The sequence below is a fragment of the Ornithinibacillus proteolyticus genome (genome assembly GCF_039581225.1).
Classification (GTDB): domain Bacteria; phylum Bacillota; class Bacilli; order Bacillales; family Amphibacillaceae; genus Ornithinibacillus; species Ornithinibacillus massiliensis.
Genome location: NZ_JBCPXV010000004.1, coordinates 61,770 through 77,178, shown reverse-complemented (window position 1 = coordinate 77,178; position 15,409 = coordinate 61,770). Strand labels below are relative to the sequence as shown.

Genomic DNA, 15,409 nt, shown 5'->3' with positions numbered 1-15,409 from the left:
ACCTCGATGGTAGTATGCTTTAACCTGTTCAAAATTATAGATAGTTGAGAAAGAATGAAAAAATAGAACAAGGGAAAATTAGTACCAAATGATGTTAGGAGGATAAATGGATGAACTATTATTTGAAACCCTTTATCATAAAACTTGTATTGACCACAGCAATACTATGGATTGTTTTAGGATTAATTTATCATGTAAGCCTCATGAACATATTGATTATCAGTATTATAATAAGTACATTGGCATTTTTAGGAGATATTTTCATCTTACCTAGCGTCCGTAACTTTTGGGCAACTATTGGTGATTTTGGCTTATCATTTGTTGGCATCTATGTACTAGGACTATGGTTAACCGAAGATAGCACTTTCTTGACTGATGCCGCATTAATCTCAGCAATTGGCATAGCTATTGGTGAGGTTTTCTATCACCGTTATTTAAAGGACAATATATTTCACGCCAAAAACAGATCTTCACCACAGAATATAAGAACGTTTACTGGCATGCAAACAGAATTTAGTAAAGAGTTAGACGATCCTGATGATAATCATCAATAGTTACATTCCTCGTGAAGTCTCATTAAATGATTACAAAGCACATTTCTCCTATCCTTGTCATAAATGTCCACGCTCGTTAAAACGAAATTCCATAGGATAGCATTGAATAAAGATAAAGGAGGGAATGTAAGTATGGGGTATAATGGAGGCTATGGGAATAACTTTGCGTTAATTGTAGTTCTATTCATTTTATTAATTATTGTAGGTTCTGCCTATGTTGGTGGTGGATACTAAGAATGAACCTGATACGTTGTTTTTAACTGTTCAAGTTACCTGACTGATTACACAAGAAGGGTGGTTATCAGGCTAAAGCCTATCAACCACCCTTCTATCATTATCAGTTATTAATTTCTTCTAATAATGTTTCTATTTCAGTCATTACTTCTCCAGCTCTTTCCCACTCACCTTGTGAAAGCGCATTTTGATAGGCATCGAATAATTCGGATAGCTCTATTAGCGTATCCTCTGCATCAAGAATAGGATTCGTATCCTCCCCACCCTCAACACTTTCATTAGATTCAGTTGGATCTACTTCCTCATCTGATTCATGATTAGGATCCACTAATTCAAGAATCCGGTCTAAGGCTTTTTCAAAGGTTTCTTCCATCACAATATAATCACCATATGCTACCACCACTTGTTTTACTTCTGGAAGTGATGTTTCATTGGACGATTCAATATAAATTGGTTCCACATAGAGAATCGTATCTTCAATTGGAATGGCTAGTAAATTCCCTCGAATAACCTCTGATCCACCTTGAGACCAAAGATTTAACTGCTGTGATATCACACTGTCTTGATTAATTCTATTTTCAATTTGTTGTGGACCATATACGTTCTTCTGCTTAGGGAAACGATGTACGAATATCTCACCATAATGCTCCCCATCATTTCGAACTCCCATCCATGCAATCATGTTTTGTCTATTTCTAGGTGTGAATGGCTGTATTAAGATGAATTCTTCCATCTCTGTTTCCTCAAGCTTCATCGTGACATAGTATGGATTCATCGTTATATCTTTGTTATAGTACTTCTCTGTCGGAAATTGCCATACATCCTCACGGTTATAAAATACTTCCAGATTGGTCATATGATATGTTCCGAACATCGTCGCTTGTGTTATAAATAACTTTTCAGGATATCGGAAATGTGCCTGAACATCCTCAGGAATTTCTTCCGTAAATAAATCAGGGAATATATTTCGATATGTTTGTAGCAATGGGTCAGTTGGATCTACTGGATAGTAATTAACTTCTCCACTGTACGCATCTACAACTACTTTTACAGAGTTACGAATATAATTCTCACCACTATTATTATAAGGCTCAGCATATGGATACTGTGCTTCAGTAAGGTATGCGTCGATCATCCAGGCAAGACTACCATCTTCGCGAATGAAAATATATGGATCATCATTATACTCAAAGAAAGGAGCGATTTTATTAACACGATCAACGATATTACGTGTATGAAGTAATAAACTTTCCTTCGTTATCTGATCAGAGACGAGCATACGGAAGTTACCTGTGTCGATTGCAAATAATAAACGATTTAAACCAGTCATCGGTATTCCATTATCTGCTTCATAACGTGATGTGGCATTATCGCCACCTTCAGGATAATCAAATTCTTCCTTCTTACTATTAACAATTACTTCATCATAGGGCTCTTCCCCAAAATAAATTTGTGGACGACTAATGTCGATAACACCTTGTGGTGGTAAATTATTTAACATATACTCCGGTTGTCCTTGTGGTGTTACCTGATTAACATGGCTCATTACAACACCATATCCATGGGTATAGCGTAAATTAAGATTTTCCCATGTTTTCGCTTGATCAGATAGATCCTCGGTGCGTAATTCCCTTGGACTAATAAATACTTGCTCATATTTTCCATCGATCATATAACGGTCAATATCCACATCATTAAACGTATAATAAGGTCGTATGGTTTGGGTTTGATCGTAAACATCCTGTAACGGTCTAACATCATTAATTCGTACATTATCAATCGTTAGCCGATTCCGCTCAATCATATCAGAATCTAAAGAATCATTAGCTGGGTGTTCTTCTTCTTTGATTTCTGCTAATTGATAGGCAGCTCTTGTATATTCTAGATTATGCGCCAAGTATGGTTCCTCTTTCGAGAACTCGTTTGGAGAAACAATAAAGCTTTGTACAATTACACTAGAAGCCTGACCAACTATAACTAATGCGACATAAACTACAACTGGAATAGCCATAGCTACAATTTTCCCGCGATTCATCGCAATAATCATCCAGATGGTGCCAATAATAGCAACTGCTGCTAAAATATAAGATTTAGGAATATTGATTATTTGGTCTGTGTAGCTTAAACCATAAACAGCACTTTCTTGAAAAATATTAACTTGATTTGTTAATAATGTTTCATATGGAGCTAATACATGTAGACCTGCTAGCAATAGACCTATAACCCCTAAAGTAACTCCCATATGAATTTGAGCTTTTTTACTTTTGCGATACATGGAAAACACAGAGTAGAATCCTGCTTCTATTAAAAAGAAAAAGATGGCTAAGCCTAGTAATAGATTTATAGCAATTTTCAATACTGGCAATGTATACATATAAAATGCAATATCCATGTCAAAATACGGATCGGTTATCCCAAAGGATGCTTGATTCAAGAATTTCAGTAATGGCTCCCAACCAATCCCCTGTACTAGAGAACTACCCAATAATCCAATTAATAATGAAATAGCAAATATAATAGCACTACTCTTCTTCTTTTCTAAAATTATTGGTGGTAGTTTTTCGTTATCTAAATAACTAATATAGGAACTACGAATCCAATAAAATGTAACAACAGATAGTACAAGAAAAACAACAAAACCAACCGCAGCAAGTAATAATTTACTACTTAAAATGGATACGAAAACGCTACGGAACCCTTCACTATCCATCCAAATATAATCTGTTAACAATCCAACAGATAAAAAACCTACAATAAGAACGAGAGCAATAACCAATAAAGTAATTGATTTAGCTTTCGATAGCTTTGGTTTCTTTTTTGAAGATTTGTTTTCAAAAACGGTGAAATCCAATGTTGTACCCCCTAATTAATAGTTAAACAAAAATAATTGCTTATCCTAATCATATCAGATTTTCTGATATTGCAACTATTAATACGATGCGACACTACTTTAGGTTTCAAAATAATTCTCGTACATAAATTCATTCATAAATAAACAAGGGATTATCCATTTCGTTTTCTAGTTAGTAGTGGTACCCACTTCCCCCTAAAAACCCTCATACTATAGGGAATCCTTGTCATTTTCTGATTAGTAAAATATGATGAATGTAAGTGAAGTATTAAAGGGGGATGATAATCATGCTTACCCATTTTAATCAAGATGGTCGAGCAAAAATGGTTGATATATCTGATAAAGAAGCTAGTTCCCGTGTAGCTGTTGCTCGATCTAGTATACATATGAACCAACTCGTCTATGAAGCAATACAACAGCAACAAATAAAAAAAGGTGATGTTCTGTCAGTTGCCCAAGTAGCTGGTATTATGGCAGCCAAACAAACCTCCTCTCTCATTCCGATGTGTCACCCGATTCCAATCAGCGGGGTTAATATTACGTTCGAATGGAATGAAGTAAATGATAACATAGAACTTATTATCCACTCAGAGGTTAAGACTGTTGGTAGTACAGGAGTTGAGATGGAAGCCTTAACAGCTGCTTCGATAGCAGCACTTACCATCTATGATATGTGTAAGGCTATCGATAAAAGCATGACGATTGGTTCTACCTATTTGCTTGAAAAAAGTGGTGGAAAGAGCGGAGATTATAAACGAAGCAAGTAGTTAACTTTATTAGTTAAGAGGCTTTAGACAAAACTATTTCTAATATAGGATAAACCGAACATGAAAGTTAGCGCATCAAATCCGCCCCGGAAATATACTTGCGGTTCGTGGGCGGCTGGTGAGCCTCCTCGTGCTTCTTCTTTAGGGGTCTCAACCGTGCCCTTTCCTCCCACAGGAGTCTCCGTATATTTCCGGGGCTAAAGTAGTGATTGTTCGTATTTTATCACCTTTGTTTTAGCTATGTCCCAGCCTCTTACTTTTCATCGATATCCTTCGTCACTTCCTTCAACACGTGTCCAAGTTCAGGTAGGATTAGCTTTTCCATTGCAAGTTGGACAGCTTTTGGTGAACCTGGTGTAGAAAAAACAATTCGATTATTCATTACACCAGCTGTAGCCCGAGATAGCATACTAGCAGAACCAATATCTGACTGATAACTTAGCATTCTAAACAGCTCACCAAATCCTGGAATTTCCTTAGTGAAAAGAGGCTGAATGGCTTCAATGGTGACATCTCGCTCCGAAATTCCTGTACCACCATTAATAAGTACCACATCCACATCTTGACGTATCGTAACGCCTTTTACCATTTCTTGGATAAGTCTTTTCTCATCTCGAACGATGTCATAGTGCGTTATACGATGCCCTTCTGCTTCTAATAATTGTATAATCAGCTTTCCACTCTTATCCGTTTCCTTCGTACGTGTATCACTTACAGTTATAACGGAGCATTGCACAGAAGCTCTCTCATTCTCTCGATGTTCTTGCAGCATCTAATTACCTCCTTCTTTTGTCTTTATATACTGTTCTAGATCCTCTTGGTAATTAATGTTACGAAATGGATTATCATCTTCAAATTCCACATAAGTTACTTGACTGTTTTGAAATAGTTGCCTCGGAGCAAGCATATTACAGCGTAGTTGCTCCTTCATTTTCTCCTTTATGGAACAATGAAATATCGATATAAGAGGCTCCAGTCTTCCATTTACAATTGGTACAATCGCTTCTTTTCCAGCTCCAATATGATCAAGAAGAATCTCATATGTTCTTGTATTAATAAATGGTGTATCAATCGGAGAAATCAAATACCACTCACTTGTTAGATGCTCCATTCCAGAATAAATACCTGCTAGTGGCCCCAGTCCAGCTATGGCAGGGTTATCGGTAATAATTTTGCAGCTAGTATCTTCGCTAGTGAACTTAGTTATTAATTCACTACTGGAAACGAGAACAATCGATTCTACTAGGGGTTCCATGGCAGCTATCGTATATTGATAGAAAGGAATCCCATCCTTCTCAGCAAATGCCTTTGGCGAACCGAATCTACTAGATTTTCCACCGGCTACTATAATTCCTGATACGCCCTTTCCCATCATAACCATCCCTCTCTATAGTTATGATATACCCAAGTACATATGCGATTGGTTTCATCGAAATGAAATATAGGGTAAGGAATGGCAGATGCATTAATTTCAGCGGTGGTTATAATCCCGATGACATTTTGTAGGGATGAAATTAAGGATAACTCTTCTTCATTCTTTAATAGAACTAGCTTGGGAAAAATTAGTTTTTTAAACCCTTCTAATAGTAAGAACTCTACTCCTAATTGTTGATAAATAAGAAGAATATCTTGAATTTGCCAATCCCCAGAATGGGATACTTGTAATACATCCTCACCTAGTACTCCAGCGACATATGCACCAGCTTGTTTATGCTGTTCACTATCTGTTTTCTCTAAACCAATTGGTAGTCCACCATGTCCATGGTGCTTGAGTGAAGCAATTCTTATTCCTTCGCTTGCTAAGTACGTAATCAATTCCTTTGCAATAGTCGTTTTCCCACTATTTTTATATCCTACTACCTGCAGAATGACCATTGCTTATCCCCCACTTACTGGTGGGATAAACGCAACAATATCCCCTGAACAAACAGTATCTGTTGGCAGTGCATACTCCTCATTAACAGCTGTCATCACATGATCTAGTTGTGGTAAAGCGTACTCCATCTTCAATTTTTCCTTTAATTCCGTAATTGTTATTCCAGATTCTTCCACAATCAATCTTTCTTTCCCTATCGCTTCTTGCAATTGGGCAAAAAATAGAACTGTAATCATTCTGCTACCTCCCTAGGATGGTTCACCATTTGGATAACCGTTCTGTTCAAGCTGATCTCCAATCCATGTTTCTCCATCGTCCCAATGTTCTTTCTTCCATATCGGCACAATTTGTTTTATTCTCTCCATCGCGAATTCATTCGCCTCATAGGCTGCTTTTCGATGTGGTGAGGATACTGCTATTACAACCGCTATCTCGGAAATAGTTAGTTTTCCAATCCGATGGGTAATGGCAACCTCTGTATCTGGCCATCTTTCTTGAATTTCTTTCCCTATCTGGGCAAGTTTCTTCACTGCCATCGTTTTATAGGCTTGATATTCTAAAAAAATTGTCCTTCTGCCATCTGTCCACTCACGAACTGTTCCTAGAAAAGTTGTAATAGCTCCAGCTTTTCTTCTTGTTACTTTTTCAATAATCTTCTCAACTTGAATTGGTTCCTCGAGAATTTCATACATATCTTCCTTCATTTCATTTACTCCTTTTAGAATAAATCTCCTGTTTTATAAAGCTATCAAATGATACACCTTCTTGATCATCTAGTAAAATAACGGAGACCTCCATCCCTGCTTCATATCCCCTAGTTCCACCGGGAAGCTGAATGAGAATATCTGCCTGCCCCAATGAAGAAACGACATTCGATTTATCCAATCCAATTGGATTTGCTATTAACCTACCATTTTTAAACCTTAATTGGCCACGAACAAACCTATCAAAAGGGTTCGCTTTCCTAAAGTCAGCTCCTAAGATAGCCACTTCCTTCTTTAAAAACGGTGTACTAGTATGTAAAAATTCACGGATAATAGGCCTAGTAAACAATTCAAATCCGACATAACATGCAGATGGATTGCCTGATAATCCAAATAAAAGCTGGCCATTGTATTCCGCTATAGTCGTAACACTCCCTGGACGCATCGCAATTTTATTACATAATACGTTGGCTCCTAATTTCTCATAGATTGCGGGAAGATAATCGTAATCCCCAACGGAAACTCCACCAGTAGTAATTAAAAAATCCACCTTATCCAAAGCTTCTGACACCTGGATAAAGCATGTATCAAAATCATCTGAGAAATGGCCAAGATAGATTGGTTCTCCCCCCGCTCTTTTCACTTGAGCATACACCATATAGGCGTTACTATTCCGTATTTTACCTGGTTCAAGAGATTGATCGACCTCTAATAGTTCACTTCCAGTAGCTATGATTCCGACTTTTGGCTTTACACTGACCGGAACCTCTTTGTACCCAAAGGTAGCAAGTAAAGCTACAATCCCCGGATTTATAAAAGTTCCCTTTGATGCCAATACCGTACCTTTTTTTGTATCCTCTCCTGTAAATGAAATATTTTCCCCTGCCTTAGAGCTACGCTTTAAATCAAAATATGCAACTCCATTCACTTCATATTCGTTTGCTAGCTCAAGCATCACAACGGCATCACAGCCCTTAGGAATCATGGCACCAGTCATAATACGAACAGCCTGTTTCTTCCCAACTTCCTCTTGAAATACACTTCCGGCACCTATTTCCCCGATTACTTCAAAAGTTATTGGGTTACTTCTTGAAGCACCTACTGTATCCATTGCACGAACTGCAAAACCATCATATGGTGAGCGGTCAAAAAAAGGCACATCATGGTCAGCAATTAAATCTTGACCAAGAAAATGCCCATAGGAATCTTCAATTGGCACATACTGTAAGCTCCCAGTTTTTTTATAGTTCATCATTCGTTGGATCGCATCCTGAACCTTGATAGGTTTTCTTCTTTCTACCATGCTGCCCCTCCTATCCTACTAGTTGATAATATATATTTCTAGCCTGTTCAATTGAATTCGTTCCATGAATTAACACTCTACCATCCTTGAATATTACAACCCGAAATGATTGATAATCGACTGAAAGTAAAAAATCATTTTGATGAACCGTTCCAATTTCGCTTAATCGTCTAGCAAGTTCTTTCATATGTACTTCTCGTTTCGACCGAACTTGAACCGTATTTCTCCCACAAAGAACTTCCATTTTGGTTTGTGACGCATAGGTTAGTTTCGGATATATAGGATTCTCCCCACATGTAGGACAGGTATTTTTCTTTGCACGTTTTAAGTCCATGGTGTGAAATATATTATTCCATAAATCAAAGGTCACTAGCTTCGTACGTAGGGATTTATTATCTTCTACTAAGATTTTTAATGCCTCCGCTTGCTGAAGTGCGACAACCATTTGTACAGCCGGGGAGATGATCCCTACTGAATCACAGGTTGCAACTGAAACTGGGGTTGCATCAAGTAAACATTGTAAGCAAGGTGTTTCTTGAGGTAAGATGGTATAACTCATCCCTGTACTACCGACACAGGAGCCAAATATCCATGGAATGGTATATTGATGGATTAAATCATTCATAATAAAGCGAATATCAAAATTATCCGTAGCATCAATAACCAAGTCCACATCCTCCATCAATGATGGCAAATTCGAACTCGTACCATCCATGACATACGCATTAACCGTGACGGTAGAATTGATGTTAAGTAAGTGTTCTTTAGCAGCTATCACTTTCGGTAATTGCTTCAAACAATCCTCCTCAGTAAATAGCTGTTGTCTTTGTAAATTACTTACCTCGACATAATCCCGATCAACGATGGACAGCCTACCTATTCCAGCTCGTACTAAGCTTTCTGCATTCATCGTTCCAAGTGCGCCACATCCAATAATTAACACATGCTTACTCTGTATCTTTTTTTGACCACTTACTCCGATTGGTTTGTATAATTCCTGGCGCGAATAACGATCCTTCATTGACTTTCCCTCACTTAAGTAAGATAATATCAACCACCGATATAGGACATTTCAATTTTTTCTTTATTTCTTGAGGATTCTTCTGTTCTCTCATCGGAATATCTGTCCGTTCGATTTTGCCAAATTACTATGATTTGTTTCTCTAATTCCTCATCAGTAGCCCCAGAGCGAATTAGTTCTTTCAAATCGAATCCACTTGCAGCAAACAAGCAAGTATAGACCTTACCATCTGCTGCAATTCGAGCTCTTGTACATGTCGAGCAAAAGGATTCCGAAACCGAAGTAATAAAACCAACCTCTACATTACTACCTACGTACCGGTAGCGCTTTGCTACTTCCCCTACATATGCAGGGTCGACTGGCTCTAAATCAAAATGCTCTGTTAGCTGGTCATAGATTTCTCTTTTTGTCACTACTTTACTAAAATCCCAACCATTCGTACTGCCAACATCCATAAATTCGATAAACCTTAATGAAATACCTTTATTTTTAAAAAACTTAGCCATTGGAATAATCTCCTGATCATTCATACCCTTTTTTACAACCATATTCACTTTTACATCAAGGCCCACCTGTAGAGCCTTTTCCATACCTTGTATTACTCGATTCGTACTTACGCCACTTTCATTAATCAATTGAAATACATCATTATCAAGAGCATCTAAACTAACATTAACCCGTTTTAAGCCGGCCGCTTTTAACGATACAGCCATTTTCTCTAGTAATGTAGCATTAGTTGTTAAACCAATATCTTGTAACCCTTCAATGGCAGATAATCTAGCTATTAAGTTGGGTAGGTCTCTACGCAATAATGGTTCTCCACCTGTAATACGAATCTTTTTAACACCTAACTTCACAAATGTCTTCGCTAGTCTTTCAATCTCTTCAAATGTTAGTAAATGGCTTTTAGGTAGGAATGGATAGTTTTTCCCAAATATTTCCTTAGGCATACAATATGTACAACGAAAATTACATCGATCCGTTACGGAAATACGCAAATCCTGTATGGGACGACCAAATTTATCCGTAATATTCATGCGTATCGGCCTCCTAATGACCTGTTTTGACTAAAATGGTGAGATAATAATAGAAAAATATCTAACGAAAGCCTAAGCATTCGCTATATTATCCTAGAAAATTCCAACGGCGTATGGACTGGTGAGCCAAACATTCTCAAAAGAGATATTGGCTCACCAAATTTATGTTTGAAACGATTACCCACCCATGTAGCAATTCAGTAGAAATCCACTTTTATTCTATCTCCACGCCAATCAAGCATGGTATTTGCTATTGCTACTTACTTCTTTAATCCTAGATGGATGTGTATAAACGTTCATTTTATTTTCTCTGGCAAAACCGATTGCTGTAATACCTAGATCATTTGCTAGATTTAATGCTAGATCTGTTGGTGCTGACTTAGACAATAATATTCCAACACCAATCTTAGATACCTTAAGCAGTACTTCCGATGAGATACGACCACTAAATACGATGAGTTTATCTGCTAATGGGATTTGATTCTGTAATACACTACCATACACTTTATCTAGTGCATTATGCCTTCCTATATCGGTACGAATCTCTAACAAATCTTCTGGTGTTGCAAGTGCTGCATTGTGAACACCGCCAGTTCTTTTAAATTGTTCAGAACGTTCTTGTAAATCTTTCATAAGATTATAGCATTGTTCTACAGATAACGATAATGAACTCGTTATCGTTTTAGCAGTTTTGACATCACTTTTAAAGTAAAACTGTCTACTCTTCCCACAACACGAACCAATAAATCGTTTGGAATAATCCTGCTCTCGCAAGTTTATTTGTTTATATAAGTCGACATAGGCAAATCCGCTCACCTGATCTATCGAAAGGTTTTTAATTTCCTTGAATAGGCGAATAATCCCCTCTGAAGCCAGAAATCCGACTACAAGCTCTTCTAGATTGGTTGGGGAACAGAGCATTGTTGCAAATTCTTCCCCATTCAAAATAATGGTTAAAGGAAACTCTATAGCAATCTCCTCTTCCACTTCTAATGCCTCTCTACCATGAAAACGAACTATCTCCCAACCATCCTGATTGATATCATTCATCGTCTCACCTTCATTGTGGTTCCATTTCTAATTCTTCTATACGTTTTTCCACGTACTTGGTATCTTTTTGTGCATAGTAGGTTTCCGCTTTCTCCACAATGACTGCAGTATTATATTCCGGTATTCCAGCAAAGCTCTCATAGACACCCTTAGGAATTAAGGAATTTCCCTCTGGCCAATGTACTTCTAAATTACCAGACCGTACTGGGACAAATTTTGCACGTCCAGTAAATGACCCATGCTGATTAAAGACGACAATAGCATCTCCCTCCTGAATACCAAGCTCTTTTCCATCCTTTTTATTCATTAGTACATCAAATCGATCTGCAGTATTAAATGGATCTTTCTCATGATAAATCATCGAATTAAATTGTTTTCCCCGTCGAGTAGTTACATAAAAATGTCCTTCAGGTTTTCGTAATTCTGGTAATTCAACTGTAATTAAATTCCCTTTTCCATCCGGAGTTGGACAGATACCATCTTCACATAACCATGCTCCTCCCCATTGGAAGAGATCACCCTTTTTCTTTAAATTTTGAATCCCATCATAGTTTGGTGCTGCCTTAGCGATCTCTTCACGGATTTCAGAGGCATCCTTAAAATCGATTAGCTCTTTCTTATCCGGTCTAACTCTTTTTGCTAAATCAATATATATTTCCCATTCTGCTCGTGCTTCTTCGATTCTAGGTCCTTTTATTTCTGGTGAGAAATAGACCATTCTCTCTGTTGAAGTAGACGTTCCTCCCCCAGGCTGCTCATACCGCGTCATAGCAGGTAAAACGAGAACAGCCTCTTTGGCATCTAGTAGTGTCGAGGTATTCAAGATAATATCTTGATGCACTCGTAAATCAATATTTTCCAAACTGTCCTTCACAAAATCTGGATCTGGCATCGTTTCTAAGAAATTTCCACCAGACATATAATAGAGCTTTAATTTTCTTTCATGCTGTTCTGGCAATAGTGCATTTTCCAAGGATACCCCAACAATATCTCCTTGCCATTGCGGGATATCAAATCCCCAAATTTGTTCTATTCGCTTCCTATTATTTTCATCGAGACCTCCACCTGGTAAGGAGAATGGATCGGCACCCATTTCGGAAGAACCTTGCACCCCAGAATGCCCACGGATTGGCATTAAGCCACAGTGCTCTCTACCGAGAAAACCTCTAAGTAATGCTAAGTTAGCTACTTGTGATATATTATCTGTGCCAAATCGATGCTGCGTAAGTCCCATCGACCAAACAAAAACCGCAGAGCGTGATTTAGCTAGTAACTGAGCTAATTCTAGCATCCTCGCTTTCGAAATACCCGATGATTTTTCTAATTGCTTCCAATTATAGGATTTTACTTTCGCTTGCAATTCTGCTAAACCATTTACATGATGGTTTATAAAATTGTGATCAAGGGCTGATCCTGGCTCACGTTCTTCCATTTCAAACCAATGCTTCATTATTCCATGCATAAAGGCGATATCACCACCAATATTAACCTGGTAGAAATCATCCGCAATTTTCGTTCCGAACAGTGCTGATTCTGGAATGGAAGGAACCCAATACTTATCCATTGCTGGCTCATGGTATGGATTAATAATGATGATTTTGGTTCCTTTACGTTTAGCTGCATACATATATTTCGTGGATACAGGTTGATTATTAGCGGCGACAGATCCCCAGAATACGAGGACATCTGTACCAATCCAGTCTTTATAATTACAAGTCGAAGCTCCCACACCAATAGAGCGGCTCAACGCCGTTTTAGATGGTGAATGGCAGATACGTGAAGCATTATCTACATTATTTACTCCCAAAAAACGAGAAACCTTCGCTAACGTGTAATAAACTTCATTTGTTATTCCTCTTGACGTTGTATAAAACGCAGCTTGCTTCGGATTAACCGCTTTCATTTTATCCGCAATTCTATCTAGGGCGTCATCCCATGATATTCGTCTAAAATTTCGGTCCCCCGGCTTACGGATTAATGGATAAGGAATTCTTCCTAGCTTACGAAGTTCTGTACTATTCATCTTTTGCAGTTCTTCTATATCAGCATGTAAAATATCTTCCTTTATTGGCCCCATCGTATTTAGACGAAGTACATTCAATCTTGTCGTACATACATGTGGACCCTTTAATGTTTGATCCTTAAGTCCAGCAACACCTAATGCACAACCATCACATACACCCTGCGTAAGAATTCGAGTTGCGTATGGTAAGTTATCCTTATTCTCCCACACCACTTTCATCGTATCTCGAATATGATGTGGCTTTACTTTTCCTAATCCAAATGGTACTTTACTTACCCAAAGCTTCGGATCAGGCTTCTTCGATATTTTGATCGGACCAGTATGCTTCGTTTTTCCCAAGACGTTCTCCTCCTTTATAGCTGGTTGAGATACACATGTAGGGTCAGACTCCTTATTTGAAGTCGCGACCCTTTTTCGATTACCAATATGCTATTCTTGTGTTGCTGCAGAGGCATGCTGCACAGCAAGCTTCTCTTTTTCCCCTCGAAGTCGTTTAATATCCAATCGTATCCACAAAGATAGCCCTAACGCTACAGCGAACATAATAGAAAATATAGTCATCGTTAACGTATAACTACCCGTATTGTCATAAATAAAGGAAAGCAGAATAGGCCCAACAACTCCAGCCATAGCCCATGCAGTTAAAATATAGCCATGAATTGCACCTAATTGCTTTGTTCCAAATAAATCACCAATATATGCTGGTATCGATGCGAATCCACCACCATAACACGTTAATATGGCAAACAAAAGAACTTGGAATAAAATCGCATTAGATGCAAATGGTAAGATGGCAAATGCCACTACTTGAATAACAAAAAAAGCAGTATATACATTAGGACGACCAATATAATCACTTAATGACGCCCAGCCAATCCGTCCTCCACCATTGAACAAGCCTAACACACCTACCATAGCAGCTGCAGCAATAGCTGTCATTCCGGTAATTTCCTGTGCCATTGGGGATGCTACGGCAAGAATGGCAATTCCACAAGTGACATTAATAAATAACATAAACCATAACATCCAGAATCTTCTTGTTTTGATTGCTTCATTAGCAGTTAACTGGGATAAATCTTCTCTTATCTTAATCTTTGTCTTCCCAGATTCTTGTTTTTCCACAAAGCCTGCTGGTACCCAACCTTCTGGTGGTGGTGCTAAATATTGAGCAGATGCCGTCATGACAACAAAATAAACCGCTCCAAGAATAAAGAATGTATTCGATATTCCAACTAAACCTATTAACGATTCGATGGCTGGGCCACTGAGCATAGCAGCAAATCCAAATCCCATAATAGCCAAACCAGTTGCCAAGCCACGCCGATCAGGGAACCACTTAACAAGTGTTGACACTGGTGATATGTATCCGATTCCAAGTCCCATTCCTCCGATAATTCCATAGAAAAGATATAATAAAGGCAATGATTCCAAAAGCGTTGCAACACCTGAACCAGCAACTCCTACCCCAAAGAATATCGCTGCTAGCATACTTGATTTTTTAGGACCGTTTTTTTCTACAAAGCGCCCCATAAATGCTGCCGAAAAGCCTAAGCAGAAAATAGCAATACTAAACGCTGTAGAAACTTGTGTCTGACTCCAACCATACTGTTCAATCATTGGATTGGTAAACACACTCCATGCATACGCCGATCCAATGGAAAGGTGAACACCAAGAGCAGATGCTGCGATTAGCCACCTATTTTTGACCTTCTCCATAAACTTCCTCCTTTAATCATAGTAAGTTTCATCATTAATCATACTAAAAACAAGTTCACTATAGAGCACTTAGTGGCAGATTGGGGCTTTTATAATTGCTTTGCAAAACAAGGTGTAAACGTATTATTTTTTATTATTTTCAATCAATTCTGTTTATTATCCTATCATGAAAGCGATTGCTAATCAACTATTAATTTTGCTCCTTTGACAAGCTAAAATAAAAAAGCTTTGCAAGGTGAACCGATTAGCTAGTATTGGGACACTAACTTTAGC

Annotated in this window: 15 protein-coding genes; 3 read left to right on the top strand and 12 right to left on the bottom strand. The window is 38.0% G+C overall.

The features are described 5' to 3' along the window. The first annotated feature begins 110 nt into the window (after nucleotides 1-110). Complete coding sequence (locus tag AAIB49_RS03705; RefSeq protein ID WP_339215611.1) at nucleotides 111-554, top strand: DUF2512 family protein; 444 nt, start codon at nucleotides 111-113, stop codon at nucleotides 552-554. Nucleotides 555-686: 132 nt separating this feature from the next. Then, nucleotides 687-788, top strand: coding sequence for a YjcZ family sporulation protein (locus AAIB49_RS03700; RefSeq protein ID WP_339215613.1), 102 nt, complete (start codon nucleotides 687-689; stop codon nucleotides 786-788). Between the two features lie 103 nt (nucleotides 789-891). Here AAIB49_RS03700 and AAIB49_RS03695 read toward each other — a convergent pair whose 3' ends face one another. Then, nucleotides 892-3,639, bottom strand: a complete 2,748-nt coding sequence (locus AAIB49_RS03695) for a UPF0182 family membrane protein (RefSeq protein WP_339215614.1) — start codon at nucleotides 3,637-3,639, stop codon at nucleotides 892-894. Between the two features lie 281 nt (nucleotides 3,640-3,920). Here AAIB49_RS03695 and moaC point away from each other — a divergent pair, with 281 nt between their 5' ends. After that, nucleotides 3,921-4,406 carry a cyclic pyranopterin monophosphate synthase MoaC gene (gene moaC, locus AAIB49_RS03690; RefSeq protein ID WP_339217788.1) on the top strand — a complete coding sequence of 162 codons (486 nt, stop codon included), beginning with the start codon at nucleotides 3,921-3,923 and terminating at the stop codon, nucleotides 4,404-4,406. 253 nt (nucleotides 4,407-4,659) lie between these two features. Here moaC and AAIB49_RS03685 read toward each other — a convergent pair whose 3' ends face one another. The 11 genes from AAIB49_RS03685 to AAIB49_RS03635 all read right to left on the bottom strand — a co-directional run bounded on the left by AAIB49_RS03685 (nucleotide 4,660) and on the right by AAIB49_RS03635 (nucleotide 15,136). Then, on the bottom strand, nucleotides 4,660-5,178 hold the full coding sequence (locus tag AAIB49_RS03685; protein ID WP_343457255.1) for a MogA/MoaB family molybdenum cofactor biosynthesis protein: 519 nt from the start codon (nucleotides 5,176-5,178) through the stop codon (nucleotides 4,660-4,662). Then, nucleotides 5,179-5,778 carry a molybdenum cofactor guanylyltransferase gene (gene mobA, locus AAIB49_RS03680; RefSeq protein WP_343457254.1) on the bottom strand — a complete coding sequence of 200 codons (600 nt, stop codon included), beginning with the start codon at nucleotides 5,776-5,778 and terminating at the stop codon, nucleotides 5,179-5,181. Continuing rightward, nucleotides 5,778-6,281, bottom strand: a complete 504-nt coding sequence (mobB, locus tag AAIB49_RS03675) for a molybdopterin-guanine dinucleotide biosynthesis protein B (RefSeq protein WP_339215619.1) — start codon at nucleotides 6,279-6,281, stop codon at nucleotides 5,778-5,780. The genes mobA and mobB overlap by 1 nt, the downstream gene beginning before the upstream one ends. A 3-nt stretch (nucleotides 6,282-6,284) precedes the next feature. Next, the gene (moaD, locus tag AAIB49_RS03670) at nucleotides 6,285-6,518 is read right to left on the bottom strand and encodes a molybdopterin converting factor subunit 1 (RefSeq protein ID WP_343457253.1); all 234 of its coding nucleotides are present in this window, start codon (nucleotides 6,516-6,518) and stop codon (nucleotides 6,285-6,287) included. Nucleotides 6,519-6,530: 12 nt separating this feature from the next. Next, a complete protein-coding gene (locus AAIB49_RS03665) occupies nucleotides 6,531-6,986 on the bottom strand; it encodes a molybdenum cofactor biosynthesis protein MoaE (protein ID WP_339215623.1) in 456 nt (151 codons plus the stop codon). A 1-nt stretch (nucleotide 6,987) separates the two neighbouring features. After that, nucleotides 6,988-8,289 (bottom strand): molybdopterin molybdotransferase MoeA, encoded by a 1,302-nt coding sequence (locus tag AAIB49_RS03660; protein WP_339215625.1) that lies wholly within the window; start codon nucleotides 8,287-8,289, stop codon nucleotides 6,988-6,990. A gap of 10 nt (nucleotides 8,290-8,299) precedes the next feature. Next, nucleotides 8,300-9,310, bottom strand: coding sequence for a MoeB/ThiF family adenylyltransferase (locus AAIB49_RS03655; RefSeq protein ID WP_343457252.1), 1,011 nt, complete (start codon nucleotides 9,308-9,310; stop codon nucleotides 8,300-8,302). 29 nt (nucleotides 9,311-9,339) lie between these two features. Then, complete coding sequence (gene moaA, locus AAIB49_RS03650; protein WP_343457280.1) at nucleotides 9,340-10,353, bottom strand: GTP 3',8-cyclase MoaA; 1,014 nt, start codon at nucleotides 10,351-10,353, stop codon at nucleotides 9,340-9,342. 228 nt (nucleotides 10,354-10,581) lie between these two features. Continuing rightward, on the bottom strand, nucleotides 10,582-11,397 hold the full coding sequence (gene fdhD / locus AAIB49_RS03645; RefSeq protein ID WP_343457251.1) for a formate dehydrogenase accessory sulfurtransferase FdhD: 816 nt from the start codon (nucleotides 11,395-11,397) through the stop codon (nucleotides 10,582-10,584). Nucleotides 11,398-11,407: 10 nt separating this feature from the next. After that, entirely contained in the window at nucleotides 11,408-13,759 is a 2,352-nt protein-coding gene (locus AAIB49_RS03640; RefSeq protein WP_339215630.1) for an FdhF/YdeP family oxidoreductase, read from the bottom strand. 90 nt (nucleotides 13,760-13,849) lie between these two features. Beyond that, nucleotides 13,850-15,136, bottom strand: coding sequence for an L-lactate MFS transporter (locus tag AAIB49_RS03635; protein WP_343457250.1), 1,287 nt, complete (start codon nucleotides 15,134-15,136; stop codon nucleotides 13,850-13,852). Between the last annotated feature and the right edge of the window lie 273 nt (nucleotides 15,137-15,409).